Here is an 18,164-nt window from a genome sequence, read left to right as displayed (position 1 = left end):
CCTCCCAATTTGTTATATCCCATGCCTATAACTCTATATTAACCATTTCTATCCTTCATATGACATACACTGTCCATACGTCGTGCATATCGACTGACTGTAGATGGAGAAAGACCATAACGTCTAGCTACTTCCTGATAGGTCGTCGGAAGGCCTACCATTTTGATAGCCCAATATTCAAGCGCTGCTGACCAGGCTTCTGTATGCCCTAACTCAGGCGTATTAGGATAACTTTTATGCAAAAACTCAGTCCATAGGTTTTGTATATCATGCTGTTGATCCAAATCACACGATTGATCCATCATTTGTAATGTCTTGTTCACAACTGTGCGAGAAGGTTGATCCAAATCGTTAGAAAGCTCACTAGCTACTAACGTTTCAGATTCAATCTCTTCTTGTTCAGGAGAATCCATTAAAGGGTTCTCTATCCCTAGTCCTTCTAGTACTAATACGGCCGCCTCTTTAAGCTGTAAATCTTCTTTCGGATCTCGTAAGAACGCTTGTAGAACCCGCTTCACTTCTTCATCAGCAATCCACGCGAAAGATTGAATGACTTGAAGCTTGGTAGCATGATCCCCATGACGAAGCGCCCAGAAAAAGGATGATCGAACCAACGGATTATGTTTAACCTCATCCGTTATCCCTTCACCGTTATGCTCCCACGCCTTTAGCTGTTCTTCAAAGGGAAGATGATAATGGTAGTTGATCTTAGGTTGCTCCGTGGTCCCCTCACGGAATTGCGCAAGCTGAGATAAATAAAACCTCGAAACATCAGAATCTGGATCAAGCTTTGACGCAAATCTCCAATATCGCTCTGCATCAATAAATCTTCCACAGTTGAAAGCGGCTGTAGCCGTGTAGTGATACACACTCGGGTCATCACTCAGTTCTTCGTCCTTTAGTAACCGACGAAAATGTTGATACGCTAACTCATGTTGACCTAAGATCCCCATCGTAGTAGCGAGTTTAAACAAATGCTCCTGATGAAAGGGAACCGTAATCGTAAGGAGTTGTAACAACGGAAGCAACTGACTTACATCATTCTCGTGTTGATAAAAGATAGCCAGGTTACATAACCCGTGTAAATTACCAGGGTCTTGTTCCAATACCTCATGGATCGTTTCCTTCGCTTTGCCAAACAGACCCACATAATAATAAGCAAGCGCTAAATTATTACGTGCCGCAAGGAAATCCGCATAGTTCTCTACAATTTCTTCAAGTAGCTCTACGGCTTGAGCGAATTTACCCTGTTCTAGAAGAGCGCGGGCCTGCTCATGCTCGATCATTCCTTGACGACTTTTAATCCGTTTTAATTTAGCTGGACGGTCTAACTCATGCATAAGAAGCTCCATCATTTCTTCTGCTTCGTGTAGAAACTGACCTTCAGAATCCTCTTCCAGATATGTGACGAGTGCTTTCTCAGCTTCTTCGAAATTCTCCATATTGGCAAAGTTGTTAGCCATGTAGAAATAACATTCCGTCATAGCTGGATCAATATGCTTAATAATATCGACAAGAACAGAGTTGGAACCCTCATAGTCCCCCATCTCTGACATAATGCCAGCCATGTTACAATGATTCACCGGATTTTCTGGTTCATACTCTACTGCTTTACTGAAATATTTCAATGCCTTAGCATAATGGTTGCGCTCTAACGATTGAACAGCCCTTTCGAAGAAGAAATTGGCATCGAAATGGACAGGTATTACTTTATTGTGTAGGGCCTCAGCCCGTAGTTTTTCATCATTCATTGAAGCAAGGTACCTCCTTTATCCTACAATCCTGTAACCCACATCCTAGTATACCATAAGTTCATGAGTCCTTTTAAGTAGGGAGGTTCTTCTTGTTGTTCATCAAGTGAAGCTTATAAAAAAAGACACCGCATGGCTTACATGCCGGAGTCTTTAAACAATGTCGCGATCGATCCGCCTTCTGTAATAATACGTGTCGCCTGAGCAAGCATTGGAGCCACCGATAGCACTTTAACACGTCCGACATGATCATTAGGAAGTACGATGGAGTCCGTCACCACGACTTCTTTAATATGGGGATGATTCAATCGTTCTAGGGCAGACCCTGAGAAGAGACCATGTGTAGCACAGACATACACCTCTTCTGCTCCACGCTCCTTCAATCCTTCCACCACATTAACAATGGTTGTTCCTGTATCTATGATATCTTCTATAATAATCGGTGTTCTACCCGCAACATCACCTATCACGTGAGTGATCACGGACTCATTATGAGAAGGTCTCTTTTTTATCATAATAGCGAATGGAGAATCGAGATGATTCGCCAGTTTCTCTGCCATTGAAGCACGTCCAGCATCCGGAGATACAATAACTGGGTTACTGATATTCTTAGATTTCAAATACTCACTAATAAGATCAAGTGCAGTTAAGTGATCCACAGGTATATTGAAAAACCCTTGAATTGCAGGAGCATGTAAATCCATTGTAATCACTCGGTTAGCACCAACAGTCGTTAGAACATCGGCTACCATTTTGGCGGATATCGGTTCACGTGGAGCTGATTTCCGTTCCTGACGTGCATATCCATAATAAGGAATGATAATATTAACCGTACGAGCTGAAGCTCTCTTGGCTGCATCTATCATGACAAGCAGTTCTACAAACATCTCATTTATCGGATGTGAGAGCGACTGCACTATGAATACATCACAATTACGTATACTTTCCTCGTAGTTAACATAGATTTCACCGCTTTTAAAGCGCGAAAGTGTAACATCTCCCAATTCCTCGCCCAGCTTACTACAAATATCCTCCGCAAGCTTCGGATTCGACGAACCGGTAAAAATACGCATCTTGTGTTGCATAGCATCCTCCTGATTTCAAAACTGTAAAGACTTGAATTAATCCATATGTAATTGCATTATACAGAATTCTGCTATATTTCAAAAGGAACCTCCGTTCTGTTCCGCTGCTTAAACACTGATATTTCCCGATAACCAACTTCCCAGAGTAGGACCCGTGCTTTATCTAAATGTTCTCCAAGTTTTAACGGATCATGTGCATCGGAACCTATCGTGACCGGAATTCCTAACTTAAAGGCTTCACTCACCATTCGTTTACTGGGAAACATCTCAGCGCAAGCTTTGGATAAACCCGAGGCATTGAGCTCCATCACCATCCCACTTTTGCGTACGGCCGCTAGTGCTGAATTCTCTAATGCTTCCACCTCACGCGAAACCTCTGGTGCCGGTCTGTAGCCAAATCGCTTAATCACATCAACATGCCCCATAATGTCATAGAATCCCGTTGCTGTCGCCTTCTTAACCACATCATAATACTGTTCATAAACAGCGAGAATATCCTTACCCTCCCAGTTATGCGTCTGGCGATAATCGCTTATATCCCACTCTCCAAGGAAATGTACGGAACCTATAACATAATCCCAAGGGTATGATGTAACTATATGTTCAATCTCTGCTTCATATCCTTCAATGAAATCACCTTCTAGCCCTACGCGAACATCAATCTGACCCTTATAGCGCTCCTTTAGAGCAAGACACTCCTCAACATATCGAGGAAGTTCGTCCATAGGCATCGCCATCTCTGGATAATACGTAGCAGGATCAACATGAAGAAGAGGCATATGATCCGATAGACCGAGCTGGGATAACCCCATCTCAATCCCTCTAAGAACGTATTCCTCCAGTTCTCCGATCGCATGCCCACAACGGACATGGTGCGTATGGTAATCGATCAGCATGGAACGTATCCTCCTTTAATCGCGTCTAGGGCGCTCGCTGCGCAGACTAAGCTCAGCCATAATTTCATCTAACGGTAGCTTACGTTCTTCTAACAACACTAGTAAATGATAGATAAGATCACTTATTTCAAGACGTAACTCAGCATTATCTTTATTCTTAGCAGCAATGATCGTCTCAGAGGCTTCTTCGCCCACTTTTTTAAGGATCTTATCGACACCTTTTTCAAACAAGTAAGTGGTATATGCACCCTCTGGGCGTTCTTTCTCACGAGCCGAAATAATCTGTTCCAACTCCGCTAACACAGCAAAACGTCCGCCATCTTGATAGCTTGTTGAGGTAAGGTCTTCATTCTTCTCCAATGGAACATCGTTAAAGAAGCACGTCTGCTCCCCTGTGTGACAAGCTGGGCCTTGAGGTTGAACCTGAAGCAACAACGTATCTCCATCGCAATCGTAGCTTAGTGAGCCAATTCGTTGTGTGTTACTAGACGTTGCACCTTTATGCCATAATTCATTTCTGGAACGGCTCCAGAACCAAGTTTCTCCACTTTCTATTGAAAGTTTAAGGGATTCCTTATTCATATAAGCCATCATTAACACATCTTTGGTTGTGATATCTTGAACGATAGCAGGCACGAGTCCCGCTTCATCCCACCGAATTTTATTCTGTAATTCTTCCAATGTTTCCTCTTGATTCAGCTTGTTACTCATCGAATTTCCACTCCTTTTTGCTTTAAGTCCATTTTCAAATCTTGGATCGTCATTTCTTTATAATGAAAAATAGTTGCTGCTAGCCCCGCGTCAGCCTTACCACTTGTAAATACGTCATGGAAATGTTCTGAGGTTCCCGCTCCACCTGAGGCAATGACAGGAATACCCACAAGTCCAGATACAGCCGAAGTAAGCGGAAGGTCGAATCCATCTTTTGTACCATCCGCATCCATACTGGTGAGTAGAATCTCACCCGCCCCTAAAGATTCTGCTTCTTTGACCCATTGCAAAGCGCGAATACCCGATGGCGTACGTCCGCCATGTGTATAGACTTCCCATTCTCCCCAAGCCTGATTATACTTAGCATCCACCGCTACAACGATACACTGAGAACCGAAGCGACGTGCACCTTCAGATATTAACTGTGGGTTAAGCACCGCTGCCGTATTAATGCCAATCTTGTCCGCACCGGCACGTAGAATTCTTTTCATATCATCTACATGCGAGATTCCTCCACCTACCGTGAATGGAATGGTGATTTCACCTGCGGTCTGCCTAACGACTTCGATCATCGTTGCACGACCTTCTACAGAAGCTGAAATATCTAAGAAAACGAGTTCGTCTGCGCCTTCTCTATCATAAAGCGCCGCCAATTCCACCGGATCCCCCGCATCACGTAGATTGACAAAGTTAACGCCCTTTACCACCCGACCATCCTTCACATCCAGACACGGAATGATACGTTTAGCTAGCATATTTCTCTTCCCCTCTATCTTTAAGTTCATGATATACCCTAGTGTGAAAAAATGAGCGTAGGCTTACATCCCACACTCATTCCTTCTAGCCCTGTTTCTTAATCGCTTGTACAGCCGTCTCCAGATCGACACTTCCTGTGTACAACGCTTTGCCTACGATTGCTCCACCTATACCTTCATGGTGATACGCACTAAGACTAAGAAGATCATCTAAGACAGTAACGCCTCCTGAAGCAATAACAGTACGACCACTACTCACAGCTAAAGCACGAATAGCTTCCACATTCGGTCCTTGCATCATTCCATCTCGAGAAATATCTGTAAAGATAAATGTCTCTGCTCCCTTGGATGCAAGCTCCTTAGCCAATACTTCTGCTTTAACTTCAGATGTCTCAAGCCAACCCCTAGTCGCAACATAGCCGTTCCTTGCATCAATACCGATCGCTACTTTATCTCCAAATGTACCTAAGACCGCTTCAGTAAAGGGACGATCTTCTATCGCTGCCGTTCCGATAATGACACGGCTTACCCCAAGTGCAAGTAATCTTTTCACATCATCTAACGTACGCAAACCGCCGCCTACCTGTACAGGTACATTCGCTCCCTTAGCTATAGCACCAATTATAGCATCATTCACGGGATGGCCTGCCTTAGCTCCGTCCAGATCCACGAGATGTATATAGGTTCCGCCTTGCTCTTCCCAAGCCTTTGCTACTTTTAAAGGACTATCATTATAGATCGTTTCCTGATTATAATCCCCTTGCACAAGTCTTACACATTTCCCATCACGTATATCAATAGCTGGATAGATGATAAAAGAAGACATCTTTATGTAGCCTCACTTTCTTCTCAACCTATATTTTATGAAGCATTTATAATCGTCATTGATCTCTAAACACGGATTTCTTTCACAGGATCACCTGTAAGCTTAAGGAAATTCTGCAACAGGTTCATGCCAAGTTCCCCGCTCTTCTCAGGGTGGAACTGCATACCGAAGACAGAATCACGTCCCACAATCGCTGTTACATCAGTTCCATAGTCAGTCGTAGCCAGAACATCCGTCTTCACTTCTGGAAGAACATGATAGGAATGTACGAAGTATACATAACCTTCTACAAGCCCAGCAAATAGCGGACCTTCCTCTGCACGATACTGAAGTTTATTCCATCCCATATGTGGCACTTTGTAATCGCCACCTGTGAATCGTACCACTGAGCCAGGTAAAATACCCAGCCCCTCATGAGTACCGTGCTCTTCACTACTACTGAACAGTAGTTGCATACCCAGGCAGATACCGAGCAACGGTTGCTTGCCTGCTGCCACCTTCTGTACTGTCGTATCGAGCGAGCTCAGTCGAAGATGCTCCATAGCATCGCCGAAGGCGCCAACGCCAGGCAAAATCACACCGTCTGCGGCTAGAATCTCGCTTTCATCGCTACTGATGAGCGTCTCATACCCGAGACGCTCAACAGCCTTACTCACGCTGTGCAGGTTCCCCATGCCATAGTCCACAATCGCAATTGCCACGCCTACAGCACTCCCTTCGTGGAAGGTACACCCGTCACACGTGGATCAATACTCGTCGCTTCGTCTAACGCACGTCCCAGCGCTTTAAATACAGCCTCAATCATATGATGCGTGTTCTGTCCGTAATGAACAATCACGTGTAACGTGATGCGAGCTTCCAGCGCGAGCTTCCAGAGAAATTCATGGACTAACTCTGTCGAGAAACTCCCCACCTGTGAAGATGGATACTCTGCGCGATATTCGAAATGAGGGCGATTGCTTACATCAATAATGACTTGTGCCAAAGCCTCATCCATCGGTACGAAGACACTAGCATATCGTTTGATTCCACGTTTATCTCCTAACGCTTCCCGTATCGTCTGCCCTAAGCAAATCCCGATGTCCTCAACCGTGTGGTGATCGTCAATCTCAATATCACCCGTAGCCTTTACCTTGAGATCAAATTGTCCGTGCTTCGTGAATAAATCCAACATATGATTCAAGAAAGGAACATCTGTCTCCATCTCAGAAACCCCAGTACCGTCTACTCCGAAAGAAAGTGAGATATTCGTCTCATTCGTTGCTCGACTAACACTTGCCGTACGTAAGTTCTCATTAACATTATTGTCCATTATTAACCCTACCTTCCTTTTCAAGCCGAACCTCAATCGCTCGAGCATGACCTTCTAATCCTTCATGACGCGCGAGCTCCATAATCATTGCGCCGTTCTGTAACAATGCTTCCTTGCTATAATAAATCATACTCGACTTCTTAATGAAATCATCGACATCTACGGGGGAAGAGAATCTAGCTGTACCATTCGTCGGAATAATATGATTAGGTCCCGCAAAGTAGTCACCTACCGGCTCGGAGCTATACGGACCTAGAAAGATAGCCCCTGCATTCTCTATGCTACCTACGTAAGACATCGGATCCTCTACCACAATCTCCAAATGTTCAGGCGCTAATCGATTCACAACGGATATTCCTTCTTCGATAGATTCCACCACAATGATGGCACCATAATTTTCAATCGAAGCACCCGCAATATCTCGACGTGGTAACAAGGCTAACTGTCTTGCCACTTCGACTGAAGTCGCCTCGGCGAACGCTTGGGATGGTGTCACGAGAATGGCTGAGGCCATCTCGTCGTGCTCTGCCTGTGATAACAGGTCTGCGGCAACATAAGCCGGGTCAGCACTCTCGTCGGCCAATACGACGATCTCACTCGGTCCAGCGATGCTGTCTATATCAACAGCTCCGTACACTTCACGTTTCGCTAGTGCTACATATATATTTCCTGGTCCACATATTTTATCAACTGGTGCGATACTTTCCGTTCCATAAGCCAAGGCCGCAATCGCTTGCGCTCCACCTACACGGTAAATTTCATTCACACCCGCTTCAGCGGCTGCGACAAGGATATAAGGATCAATTCCCTCTTTCCCATTCGTCCCTGGTGGCGTGACCATGACGATCTCAGGTACACCAGCCACTTGGGCAGGAATTACATTCATAAGAACAGACGATGGGTATGCTGCCTTACCACCTGGAACATAGACACCAACACGTTTGAGCGGACGAATGATTTGCCCTAGTATGCTACCATCGGGTTGCATATCCATCCAAGAGTTTCTCTTTTGTCTCATATGGAATGATCGGATATTCGATGCTGCAGCTGTAATAGCTTTAACAAAAGAGGGTTCTACACGTTCGTATGCCGCCTTCAACTCTTCAGGTGTCACACGAAGCTGTTCGGAAGAAAGCGCCGTCCGATCATATTTCTCGGTATAACGTAAGAGTGCAGCATCGCCTTCGACTTTGATATCACGTACAATTTGTTTGACAGTCGCATTCTGCTCCGGCGTACCGTAATCTACTTCACGTTTCAAATCAAACTCCTGAATCGGTACAATTTTCATCGTCATCCGTTCCTTCCCACTACGCGTACTTTACTTACTCTTCACTCGTCGTGAATCGTTATCTTTATTTCTTTATCTTTATTTCTGGTACGGGAATCACCTTTTGGAGAAGATCACATAATTCTTGAATCTGAGTGTTCTTCATTCTGTAGCTCACACGATTTGCAATCAGACGACTCGATATTTCAAAAATACTCAGCATTTCCACAAGCCCGTTATCCTTCAGCGTCTGACCCGTTTCCACCATATCGACAATTCGATCAGCTAATCCGATCAGGGGTGCCAACTCAATCGATCCATTCAACTTAATGACTTCTACTTGTTGTCCCTGCTCACGGAAATATTGGGATGCAACATTAGGATACTTCGTAGCGACTCGCTGCTGTATACCTGGTTGCCAATTAGGCAGTCCAATGATGGACATCCGACATCGTGCAATTCCGAGATCAAGGAGTTCATACACATCTCTATTCTCTTCAAGAAGAACATCCTTACCTACGATACCAATGTCAGCGACCCCATACTCTACATACGTAGGCACATCTACTGGTTTGGCTAGAATAAACTCCATTCCCATCTCCGGTAGTGGAACTACCAATTTACGTGAATCATCCACTTCTAGTGGTATAGCTAGCCCAGCTTGACGAAATAAGGCTGCTGCCTTCGCATAGATACGTCCCTTTGGCATAGCCACTTTTAACGTTTCTCCCACGTGCTCATCCCCTCCTTATCCTTTGATATGTATCATTTCTTTGTTGTGAAAGTGAACACATCGTTATATCCTGTTACTTCATTATTTATAAGCTCTTCTGATGGTACTGATGACTCACTACAACCGACTAACTCGGTGATTACGATATATCCCTCACTCCGAAGTTTAGCAGCTTCTGCAAGCCCCTCTTGTCGTCGATCCGCATCATACTGGACTAATACTCGCTTCTCTTCTGCCTCTTCTATACCATGTACACCATCTAGAATCCGATTCGTCTTGAGTGCAAAGCCCGTCGCAGGAATAGCTCGCCCGAATTGTTGTAATAGATTATCGTAGCGCCCCCCATTACACACCGGAAACCCTAGCTCTGACGCATAACCCTCGAAAGTCATACCTGTATAATATGAGAAATCGCCAATCATCGTAAGATCGATCAGTACATGTTCTGACACACCATATGCCTCAAGTACTGCCCATACCTTACATAAATGATCAATGGATGCTCTAGCTTGTCGATTAGAACTTAACTTCAACGCTTGCTCACAAATCTCTTTGCCTCCACGTAATCTTACAATACCATCGAGAACGCTACCCTGTGCTTCAGTTAAATCAAGCTGACGAATGGTATTACGGAATCCGACATAGTCGCGGCGTAAGAGACCTTCCTTCAATGACTCCTGATCATCATCCCTACCGGGAACAATTTCTTCGAACAATCCATGGAGGAACCCAACGTGACCCATAGCGATTTTAAAAGAGGACACCCCTGCTGATTTCAACGATTCAATCGCAAGTGCTACCACTTCTGCATCTGCTTCTGCTGAATCATCGCCTACTAATTCAACACCCGTCTGGAAGAACTCTGCCTCTCTACCCGCTTCCTCTTCAATCGTACGGAATACGTTAGCATGATAAGATAAACGAATTGGCAACGACTCTTCCTTCAGAAGAGAAGACACAACCCGAGCAATTGGAGCCGTCATATCCGAACGAAGCACCAAAGTAGTACCTCGATTATTGAGTAATTTAAACAGTTTCTGGTCTGATGTGGAACTCGCCACGCCTACCGTATCGTAATATTCCATGGTTGGTGTCATGATCTGCTGATATCCCCAACGATCCATACACTCCAATACATTGCGTTCGATCTTACGTAATTTTTTTACTGCGTACGGAAGATAATCCCGAACACCTGTCGGTTTTTCAAACCCTTTTGGCTTTGACACTATATTCACCTCGACTTAGAGAGTACTATCATTTATCATTCCCAAACGCTTTAGCGCGTTAATGATCTACCATACTACCAAGATAAAGAATTTCTGCTATTTTAACATGAATAAATCCTTATCGTCAATGGGTTAGTTTCTCCTTACCATATGCAAAGTATTATTTTGTTCTTTACCTTGTATATCATGCTTTTTGCCTTTTTGTGATAAAGAGCTTGGGATATTTTCCTAGAAATACCCTGACAACGATATTTTTTTGAAACAAAACTGTATTATCGCCCAACTGAGGAAGGCGCACATTTTATGAACTTAAAGTAACTTCCCCTTTTCAATAAAATATCGCTGTCTAAGTGCCCTTCCAATAATAGTACTCATTACATAATATAAATGTATTGTGCTTGCCTTGAATAAAATATGATCGTTATTATCGGTACCAAGCATAAACAGCTACCCCTCCCCTTAAGGGTGGGTATCGGGTATCCGTTTCTGCGGAAATATAAGGAATAGAGTATTTGGTGAAACTTATACTTTCTTATATTTCAAAAAAGCCCAAAGTCATTCACTTTGGGCTTGGTGTATGTTCCATATCATCATCACTCGATTTCGAAGACTTCAATTCACGTAATGGATTACCACCTACAAAGGCGTAAGCTGGCACATCTTTATGTACAACAGAACCAGCCGCTATCATAGCTCCATCTCCGATCGTCACTCCTGGCAAAATAGTGGTGTTTGCTCCCACCATCACATTCGCACCAATAATAACATGACCTAGGCGGTATTCCTTGATCAAGTACTCATGCGCCAAGATCGTAGTGTTATATCCAATCACTGTATTATCTCCCACAGATATATTCTCTGGAAAAAAAACGTCTACCATCACCATCAGACCGAAGGCGGTATGCTTTCCTACTTTCATCCCTAACATATGACGGTAAATCCAGTTCTTCACATGAAGAATAGGACAGTAACGGGCAACTTGTATACAGATGAAATTTTTGACCCCTTTCCAGGGACTGACCGTTCTATATATCTGCCAAAGCGAATTCGGACCTTCCACTGGATATCGGGTTACCTTTCTCACTTCATCTTACTCCTGTTCTACCAGAGGATATAAATCATTCATCGAGTGCAATATATAGTTCGGATTATACTCCCTGAGTACTTCTTCACCTTTTAGAGACCAAGACACACCTGCAGACCATACACCAGCAGCATTAGCGGCCTGAATGTCTACAGGGCTATCTCCAACCATTAACGTCTTACGAGGATCAGATCCCAGTTCTTTCAGTGCTTTAAGAACAGGCTCAGGATGTGGTTTAGGATATTCTACATCAATCACAGTTACGATGGACTTCATGTATTTCATCAACCCGAACATCTCCAGCACCTTCAAAGTACCCGGACGATTCTTCGTAGTGACTACACCCATAGCAATTCCCTTATGATGTAGTGCCTCAATGACTTCTAACACCTGAGGAAATGGCTGAACCATTTCATCATGAACGACATCATTATAGGTTCTATATGCCTGAACGAAATGAGTAACATCTTCAACACCAGAGAAGATTTGCATTTGTTGCTCCAATGTCAAACCCATCTTAGGAATAATCTGCTCCCTCGTAAACGGCGCTTGCGTATGGTCCTCTAACACATGTATAAAAGACTTAATAATAAGCTCATTCGTATCTATAATCGTTCCATCTAAATCAAACAATATCGTGTCAATCATGCTGTTCGTTACTCCTTTTTGCTCTCGGTTGGTAACTCTTCCTCATTCACAACGGGTACGGAGGGAATTACCTTTTTCGTTTCTTTATGAGTAGCTAGTGCTTCTGGCATGGTATCCACACTTACTCTCGTTGAAACGATTGGATCTAGGTAACGCTCTTCTGCTTTACCTGTTACACGGCGATAGATAATATATGCAATTGCACCGATAAGAATCAAGATCGGTAGCAACTGTGATATTCTTACATTTCCGTAGTCAACATCTAGATTACCATAGTCAAATCCCATCGCTTTCATAGGACTCCAAAGACCACTGATAAAGGAGCCCAGCCATTCCGGACCTTGGAAAGCTAAACTATCCGTACGTAGGCCTTCAATAAAGAACCTTCCAATCGAATACCATATGAGATAAGAAAGGAATAACTCTGCAGATCGCAAAAATTTCTGCCGACGCAGAACCAATAATATCCCAAGACCTACTAGATTCCAAAGGGATTCATACAAGAATGTAGGATGATGGAATACCCCTTGAACATTCATCTGGTTAACAATGAAGTCCGGCAAATGCAAATTATTCTGTAAAAAAGATTGTTCCACTGGACCACCATAAGCTTCTTGGTTAACGAAATTTCCCCATCGTCCAATAATTTGCCCGATGATGAGTCCAGGAGCACATATATCAACGATTCTCCAAAATTTATATCCTTTGTAACGGGTATAGAAGAAAGCAAATATGATCGCCCCTATTAAAGCGCCATAAATGGCAATACCTCCATTCCATATTTTGAACACATCCCAAAGATTATCCTTATAATCCTCCCATTTGAAAGCAACATAATATATCCGTGCTCCAATAATAGCCGAAGGAACTCCGATTAATAAAAGATCCATAAAGAATTCTGAGAAGATCCCAAATCTCTTTCCTTCTCTAATAGCAAGCATTAGGCCCACTAAAGCACCCAACCCTAGAATCAATCCATACCAGTGAACTTTTAGAGATCCAATCGAAATTGCAATCGGATCCAGTAATAACGTGGCCATTGAATCACTCCTAATCCATATCGTCCATATCTTCTGCTATTGTTGCCGTTAATTTATTCGTGAATTGAAGCGCTGCGTTCAGCCCCATTTTTTTCAATCGATAGTTCATTGCAGCCACTTCAATGATAACTGCAAGGTTACGTCCCGGACGAACTGGAATCGTCACCAACGGAACATCTGTATCGATAATTCGGGTTGTCTCTTCATCTAATCCAAGACGATCATATTGTTTATCCTGCTGCCAAGCTTCCAACCTAACGACTAGCGTAATTCGTTTATGGTTACGAACCGCACCTGCACCAAACAACGTCATGGCGTTAATGATACCCACACCACGAATCTCCAGTAAATGTCTAATGAGTTCTGGAGCAGAACCATGAAGCTGGCTATCCGATGTTTGACGAATTTCCACCGCATCATCTGCTACCAAACGGTGTCCTCTTTTGACCAATTCCAAGGCGGTCTCACTCTTACCAATACCACTAGTCCCTGTAATCAGCATTCCTACACCATATACATCACACAACACACCATGAATCGTAGTTGTAGGTGCTAGCCTTCTCTCCAGAAACCCTGTGATTTTACTGGATAGCGTCGTTGTGGACATATTACTACGTAACACGGGTAGATCCTTCTCATTACTAAGATCAATTAACTCTTGTGGGACTTCCAGCGATCGGGTGACCACGAAACATGGAGTCACATCTGAACAGATTCGACGCATACGATCTATTTTTTCTTCTGCCGTTAACATTTCAAAGAAAGCTAACTCCGTTTTGCCAAGCAATTGAACACGATCTTTAGGATGATATTCAAAATAGCCTGCCATTTCTAATCCAGGTCGGTTTAAGTCGTCGACGGTTATGGTACGTTTGAGACCTTGTTCACCAGCAATGACTTCCAACTGAAATTGTTGCACTAATTCAGAAACTTTAACATTCTTACCCAAGACACATCATCCCTTCATCCAACGATCTGCATAGATTGAACTAAAGTTTACACTCACCAAACTCCATAGATGCTAGTCCGATTATGATTATGAGGGTTCGTCTTTAGTTCATTCTATCTATCTATTATTTTAAGACTAATTTCCAAGATATATGACCTTTTTGCGATGTATTCATCGTAAATGAAATCGTTACCGAATGCAATCGTTGCCTTGTAAGCGATCATTTCAACAAGCGAAATAAACAATAAAAAAGCCGCCCCTAAGGGCGGTCTCCGTATTCAATAATGCTATTTCTTACTTTTCGATTAGAACATTAAGTTCGGACTCAATATCGAAGATATGAACTTTGTTCATATCAACAGCTAAGCGAACTGTTCCACCTTCACGAGTCGTAGAACGTCCGTCTACACGAGCGATAACTGTATCTTTACCCAAGCCACTCAAGTAAAGCAACATTTCATGTCCAAGGTTCTCAGTAACATCAACAGTTGCCGAGAAGATTGTATTTGGTGATGCTTCCAAGAATACAGGCTCTTCATGAATATCTTCAGGACGAACACCCATAATTACTTCTTTACCAATCATACCTTTGTTCTTCAAGACTTGAGCTTTACCACCTGGAACTTCAACATCCAAGCCATCAGCGCGGAAGCGTACAGAACCATTTGATTCACTCAATGTACCCTTGATAAAGTTCATTGTAGGAGATCCGATAAATCCTGCAACGAAAAGGTTACTTGGGCTATTGTAAAGCTCTTCTGGTGAAGCTGCTTGTTGAATAATACCATCGTACATAACTACGATACGATCACCCATCGTCATTGCTTCTGTTTGGTCATGCGTTACATAGATACAAGTAGTTTCAAGGCGTTTAACCAGTTTAGTGATTTCAGCGCGCATTTGACCACGAAGTTTAGCATCCAAGTTGGAAAGAGGCTCATCCATCAAGAAGACTTGTGGATCACGTACGATTGCGCGTCCTAGAGCTACACGTTGACGTTGTCCACCAGAAAGTGCTTTAGGCTTACGATCAAGCAAGTGTGTAATATCTAGAATTTTAGCTGCATCACGAACTTTTTTGTCGATCTCTTCTTTCTTCACTTTACGAAGTTTCAAACCGAATGCCATATTTTGATACACACTCATATGAGGATACAAGGCGTAAGATTGGAATACCATCGCGATATCACGATCTTTAGGAGCTACATCATTTACAACACGATCTCCGATATAAAGCTTACCATCCGTAATTTCTTCCAGACCAGCGATCATACGAAGTGTTGTAGATTTACCACAACCAGATGGTCCAACTAGAACCAAAAACTCTTTATCAGCAATATCAAGGTTAATAGCTTCTACTGTTGCTTTATCGGCACCTGCGTATTTCTTCGAAATATTCTCTAAGCGTACTCCAGCCATTATAATTTCCCCCTAAGTGGTATTATTGAAATCGAATACATTTGATAGTCTTATATTACCGAACATCATCAACACTTACTATCCACAAACTGCACAAAAAACCTATTTCCTTTTCGTCACTTTATACAATAGCATTGTAAGTTTAACTAATACGGCATCTCCAAAGCTCCGAACATCAAGCCCAGTCTCATTCTTAATCTTGTCTAATCGATAGAGAAGTGTATTGCGATGGATGTACATTCTCTTTGCTGTCTCACTCACATTACAATCTAGCTGAAAAAAAGTCTCTAAAGTCGATAGCGTCTCTGGATCAGTAAACAGCACGGAATGATCTCCTACCTGCTCTAGAAATCGCCCCCCTTGATTATCTGGAATACTACTGACGAGGCGTTCCAGCACTAAGTCCCAAGGGAGATGAATGTGCTCTGTAATATGAAAGGTTTTACCTAGAACAATCGTCTCCCTCAGCATCGCAACTGCACCTGGTAACGTGTTCATCGGATCTAATGAAGGTGCAACAGACAAGTGGAACACTCCAACCCATTCACTAGCAATCAATTCATATAACCCTAGCGAGAACGCGGATAAAATCTCTTCTTCTGTTTCCTCTAACTCTTCATCTTTATCATCCGTAGATCCCGACAACAATTCTTTATGCGCCAAAATTAACCACTCGTGATCCTTCAGTGGAATCAGTATTACGTCACCATCAAAGTAACTGACTAACAATCTCTTTAATTGAAAATATGGAATATCAGGCAAATGAATTCCTTCGCATGTCAGCAATAAAGGCACCATACCTGACACCATACGCTTCTTTAACGAGATATTATCCGGAATGTAACTTTCTAATCTCCCTGACTCTAATTCTGATTGAATCCATGAGCTTAAATTTCTAGCCACTCTCTCTTCCTCAGCTTGAGGAGATAAAGATTGTTGCATCTGCACCCGTACATTGCTCAGGATGAGTTCCATAAATTGAACTTCTTCTAGACTTAATGCATTTAATTCACCAGCTAAAACAGACATTCTACCCTCTCTACTATACAAAGGGAACCATACTTCGCCCTCATTCACAACAGAATCCATGAGCGTACTATTCTTATAATTGAAAAAAGAGCTAGAATCCATTTTGCTGAGTTCTTTAATTGTGAGAGGAATACCTACAATTTGTTGCAACTTCAGACGTAATGTCTCCATCTCCATCATCGGCTTTCACCTACCACTTTACCTTTTTCTTCATATAGTAACATATTCGGACTAAAAAGAAGAATCAAGTAGAAACGGCTGCGCCGTCCTTCTCCAAGGACGGCACCCGTTTCAGCGGAAATATAAGGAATAGAGTATCAAGTAAAACTTATACTTTCTTATATTTAAACAAAAAAAGTCATCGACCTCTAAAGGTTGATGACTTTTTTGATATTGCTACTGATGAGCCATGAAGGATTCGAACCTTCGACACCCTGATTAAAAGTCAGGTGCTCTACCGGCTGAGCTAATGGCTCGTACTAATGGTGGAGGATGATGGATTCGAACCACCGAACTCGTAGAGAGCAGATTTACAGTCTGCCGTGTTTAGCCACTTCACTAATCCTCCGTAATAAAAAGGTGGCTCGGAACGGAATCGAACCGCCGACACAAGGATTTTCAGTCCTTTGCTCTACCGACTGAGCTACCGAGCCACATGTTGTTGTATTTTTAATAAAAAAATGGCGGAACCGACGGGATTCGAACCCGCGATCTCCTGCGTGACAGGCAGGCATGTTAGGCCAACTACACCACGGTTCCACACTTTTTAGTAAAAATGGTGCCGTCGAGAGGACTTGAACCCCCAACCTACTGATTACAAGTCAGTTGCTCTACCAGTTGAGCTACAACGGCAAGTGTATTAAATCTAAAACCAATAAAAATGGTGGAGGCTGAGGGGATCGAACCCCCGACCCTCTGCTTGTAAGGCAGATGCTCTCCCAGCTGAGCTAAGCCTCCTGGGAATGTAATATGTATGGTAGCGGCGAAGGGGATCGAACCCCCGACCTCACGGGTATGAACCGTACGCTCTAGCCAGCTGAGCTACACCGCCACGATAAACAATATTTACATATTCATGAAAAAATCAATGGCGGAGAGAGTGGGATTCGAACCCACGCACCGTTTACACAGTCTAACCCCTTAGCAGAGGGTCCCCTTATAGCCACTTGGGTATCTCTCCAGATTATTCATGAATCAGAGATTGAATCCCTGAAAACTAGATACGAATGAATTTGCAGTTCAGAAACTTACATTTGCTTCTGAAGCCTAAACTCCAGAATAAGCATATGCTTACGAAGTAATTTTACTTCGTAAAACTTGTAGGATAAGCCCTCGACCGATTAGTATTGGTCAGCTCCATGCATTGCTGCACTTCCACCTCCAACCTATCTACCTTTCTCGTATACACTTCTGACCCTTCCTCCGTCCCA

The 18,164-nt window shown here is 43.1% G+C and carries 17 protein-coding genes and 8 tRNA genes; all 25 read right to left on the bottom strand.

Features of this window, described 5'->3' with window-relative positions:
* Positions 1 to 38: 38 nt before the first annotated feature.
* The 25 genes from PGLA_RS12800 to PGLA_RS12680 all read right to left on the bottom strand — a co-directional run bounded on the left by PGLA_RS12800 (position 39) and on the right by PGLA_RS12680 (position 17,914).
* The gene (locus PGLA_RS12800; RefSeq protein ID WP_068533283.1) at positions 39 to 1,751 is read right to left on the bottom strand and encodes a tetratricopeptide repeat protein; all 1,713 of its coding nucleotides are present in this window, start codon (positions 1,749 to 1,751) and stop codon (positions 39 to 41) included.
* A gap of 137 nt (positions 1,752 to 1,888) precedes the next feature.
* Positions 1,889 to 2,836, bottom strand: coding sequence for a ribose-phosphate diphosphokinase (locus PGLA_RS12795; protein WP_068533281.1), 948 nt, complete (start codon positions 2,834 to 2,836; stop codon positions 1,889 to 1,891).
* A 71-nt stretch (positions 2,837 to 2,907) separates the two neighbouring features.
* Entirely contained in the window at positions 2,908 to 3,732 is an 825-nt protein-coding gene (gene hisJ / locus PGLA_RS12790; protein WP_068533279.1) for a histidinol-phosphatase HisJ, read from the bottom strand.
* A gap of 15 nt (positions 3,733 to 3,747) precedes the next feature.
* Complete coding sequence (gene hisIE, locus PGLA_RS12785) at positions 3,748 to 4,443, bottom strand: bifunctional phosphoribosyl-AMP cyclohydrolase/phosphoribosyl-ATP diphosphatase HisIE (RefSeq protein ID WP_068533276.1); 696 nt, start codon at positions 4,441 to 4,443, stop codon at positions 3,748 to 3,750.
* Positions 4,440 to 5,198 (bottom strand): imidazole glycerol phosphate synthase subunit HisF, encoded by a 759-nt coding sequence (gene hisF / locus PGLA_RS12780; RefSeq protein ID WP_068533275.1) that lies wholly within the window; start codon positions 5,196 to 5,198, stop codon positions 4,440 to 4,442. The genes hisIE and hisF overlap by 4 nt, the downstream gene beginning before the upstream one ends.
* An 85-nt stretch (positions 5,199 to 5,283) precedes the next feature.
* A complete protein-coding gene (gene hisA / locus PGLA_RS12775; protein ID WP_068533273.1) occupies positions 5,284 to 6,024 on the bottom strand; it encodes a 1-(5-phosphoribosyl)-5-[(5-phosphoribosylamino)methylideneamino]imidazole-4-carboxamide isomerase in 741 nt (246 codons plus the stop codon).
* Positions 6,025 to 6,089: 65 nt separating this feature from the next.
* The gene (hisH, locus tag PGLA_RS12770) at positions 6,090 to 6,725 is read right to left on the bottom strand and encodes an imidazole glycerol phosphate synthase subunit HisH (protein WP_068533267.1); all 636 of its coding nucleotides are present in this window, start codon (positions 6,723 to 6,725) and stop codon (positions 6,090 to 6,092) included.
* Positions 6,726 to 6,727: 2 nt separating this feature from the next.
* Positions 6,728 to 7,336, bottom strand: coding sequence for an imidazoleglycerol-phosphate dehydratase HisB (hisB, locus tag PGLA_RS12765; RefSeq protein WP_068533266.1), 609 nt, complete (start codon positions 7,334 to 7,336; stop codon positions 6,728 to 6,730).
* Positions 7,326 to 8,627 carry a histidinol dehydrogenase gene (gene hisD, locus PGLA_RS12760; RefSeq protein ID WP_068533536.1) on the bottom strand — a complete coding sequence of 434 codons (1,302 nt, stop codon included), beginning with the start codon at positions 8,625 to 8,627 and terminating at the stop codon, positions 7,326 to 7,328. Before hisD ends, hisB begins: the two co-directional genes overlap by 11 nt.
* 64 nt (positions 8,628 to 8,691) lie before the next feature.
* Positions 8,692 to 9,339 carry an ATP phosphoribosyltransferase gene (gene hisG / locus PGLA_RS12755; protein WP_068533265.1) on the bottom strand — a complete coding sequence of 216 codons (648 nt, stop codon included), beginning with the start codon at positions 9,337 to 9,339 and terminating at the stop codon, positions 8,692 to 8,694.
* Positions 9,340 to 9,371: 32 nt separating this feature from the next.
* Positions 9,372 to 10,565, bottom strand: a complete 1,194-nt coding sequence (locus PGLA_RS12750) for an ATP phosphoribosyltransferase regulatory subunit (RefSeq protein WP_068533264.1) — start codon at positions 10,563 to 10,565, stop codon at positions 9,372 to 9,374.
* Between the two features lie 559 nt (positions 10,566 to 11,124).
* Positions 11,125 to 11,649: an acyltransferase gene (locus tag PGLA_RS12745; protein ID WP_068533263.1), complete on the bottom strand. Its 525-nt coding sequence runs from the start codon at positions 11,647 to 11,649 to the stop codon at positions 11,125 to 11,127.
* Between the two features lie 6 nt (positions 11,650 to 11,655).
* Entirely contained in the window at positions 11,656 to 12,297 is a 642-nt protein-coding gene (ppaX, locus tag PGLA_RS12740) for a pyrophosphatase PpaX (protein WP_068533261.1), read from the bottom strand.
* Between the two features lie 8 nt (positions 12,298 to 12,305).
* Positions 12,306 to 13,337, bottom strand: coding sequence for a prolipoprotein diacylglyceryl transferase (gene lgt, locus PGLA_RS12735; protein ID WP_068533259.1), 1,032 nt, complete (start codon positions 13,335 to 13,337; stop codon positions 12,306 to 12,308).
* Between the two features lie 10 nt (positions 13,338 to 13,347).
* Positions 13,348 to 14,286: an HPr(Ser) kinase/phosphatase gene (hprK, locus tag PGLA_RS12730; protein ID WP_068533258.1), complete on the bottom strand. Its 939-nt coding sequence runs from the start codon at positions 14,284 to 14,286 to the stop codon at positions 13,348 to 13,350.
* 294 nt (positions 14,287 to 14,580) lie between these two features.
* Complete coding sequence (locus tag PGLA_RS12725; RefSeq protein WP_068533256.1) at positions 14,581 to 15,705, bottom strand: ABC transporter ATP-binding protein; 1,125 nt, start codon at positions 15,703 to 15,705, stop codon at positions 14,581 to 14,583.
* Between the two features lie 102 nt (positions 15,706 to 15,807).
* The gene (locus PGLA_RS12720) at positions 15,808 to 16,914 is read right to left on the bottom strand and encodes a PucR family transcriptional regulator (protein WP_245699856.1); all 1,107 of its coding nucleotides are present in this window, start codon (positions 16,912 to 16,914) and stop codon (positions 15,808 to 15,810) included.
* A gap of 223 nt (positions 16,915 to 17,137) precedes the next feature.
* Positions 17,138 to 17,210: transfer RNA gene (locus PGLA_RS12715), tRNA-Lys, on the bottom strand.
* A 7-nt stretch (positions 17,211 to 17,217) separates the two neighbouring features.
* Positions 17,218 to 17,302: transfer RNA gene (locus PGLA_RS12710), tRNA-Tyr, on the bottom strand.
* 12 nt (positions 17,303 to 17,314) lie between these two features.
* Positions 17,315 to 17,387: transfer RNA gene (locus tag PGLA_RS12705), tRNA-Phe, on the bottom strand.
* A gap of 28 nt (positions 17,388 to 17,415) precedes the next feature.
* Positions 17,416 to 17,493, bottom strand: a tRNA-Asp gene (locus tag PGLA_RS12700).
* 17 nt (positions 17,494 to 17,510) lie between these two features.
* Positions 17,511 to 17,586, bottom strand: a tRNA-Thr gene (locus PGLA_RS12695).
* Positions 17,587 to 17,615: 29 nt separating this feature from the next.
* Positions 17,616 to 17,691 (bottom strand) — tRNA-Val (locus PGLA_RS12690).
* Positions 17,692 to 17,708: 17 nt separating this feature from the next.
* Positions 17,709 to 17,785, bottom strand: a tRNA-Met gene (locus PGLA_RS12685).
* A 37-nt stretch (positions 17,786 to 17,822) separates the two neighbouring features.
* A tRNA-Ser gene (locus PGLA_RS12680) sits at positions 17,823 to 17,914 on the bottom strand.
* Positions 17,915 to 18,164: the final 250 nt, after the last annotated feature.

It is taken from the genome of Paenibacillus glacialis, from assembly GCF_001637205.1.
GTDB classification, from domain to species: Bacteria; Bacillota; Bacilli; order Paenibacillales; family Paenibacillaceae; genus Paenibacillus_AQ; species Paenibacillus_AQ glacialis.
Note: the sequence above shows the minus strand (reverse complement) of the source record. Positions and strands in the feature narration are given on the sequence as shown.

What these genes read in the sequence shown, in the direction of transcription:
- PGLA_RS12800 (WP_068533283.1), bottom strand. Translation starts at nt 1,751, where the DNA reads ATGAATGATGAAAAACTACGGGCTGAGGCCCTACACAATAAAGTAATA.
- PGLA_RS12795 (WP_068533281.1), bottom strand. Translation starts at nt 2,836, where the DNA reads ATGCAACACAAGATGCGTATTTTTACCGGTTCGTCGAATCCGAAGCTT.
- hisJ (WP_068533279.1), bottom strand. Translation starts at nt 3,732, where the DNA reads ATGCTGATCGATTACCATACGCACCATGTCCGTTGTGGGCATGCGATC.
- hisIE (WP_068533276.1), bottom strand. Translation starts at nt 4,443, where the DNA reads ATGAGTAACAAGCTGAATCAAGAGGAAACATTGGAAGAATTACAGAAT.
- hisF (WP_068533275.1), bottom strand. Translation starts at nt 5,198, where the DNA reads ATGCTAGCTAAACGTATCATTCCGTGTCTGGATGTGAAGGATGGTCGG.
- hisA (WP_068533273.1), bottom strand. Translation starts at nt 6,024, where the DNA reads ATGTCTTCTTTTATCATCTATCCAGCTATTGATATACGTGATGGGAAA.
- hisB (WP_068533266.1), bottom strand. Translation starts at nt 7,336, where the DNA reads ATGGACAATAATGTTAATGAGAACTTACGTACGGCAAGTGTTAGTCGA.
- hisD (WP_068533536.1), bottom strand. Translation starts at nt 8,627, where the DNA reads ATGAAAATTGTACCGATTCAGGAGTTTGATTTGAAACGTGAAGTAGAT.
- ppaX (WP_068533261.1), bottom strand. Translation starts at nt 12,297, where the DNA reads ATGATTGACACGATATTGTTTGATTTAGATGGAACGATTATAGATACG.
- lgt (WP_068533259.1), bottom strand. Translation starts at nt 13,337, where the DNA reads ATGGCCACGTTATTACTGGATCCGATTGCAATTTCGATTGGATCTCTA.
- PGLA_RS12725 (WP_068533256.1), bottom strand. Translation starts at nt 15,705, where the DNA reads ATGGCTGGAGTACGCTTAGAGAATATTTCGAAGAAATACGCAGGTGCC.
- PGLA_RS12720 (WP_245699856.1), bottom strand. Translation starts at nt 16,914, where the DNA reads ATGATGGAGATGGAGACATTACGTCTGAAGTTGCAACAAATTGTAGGT.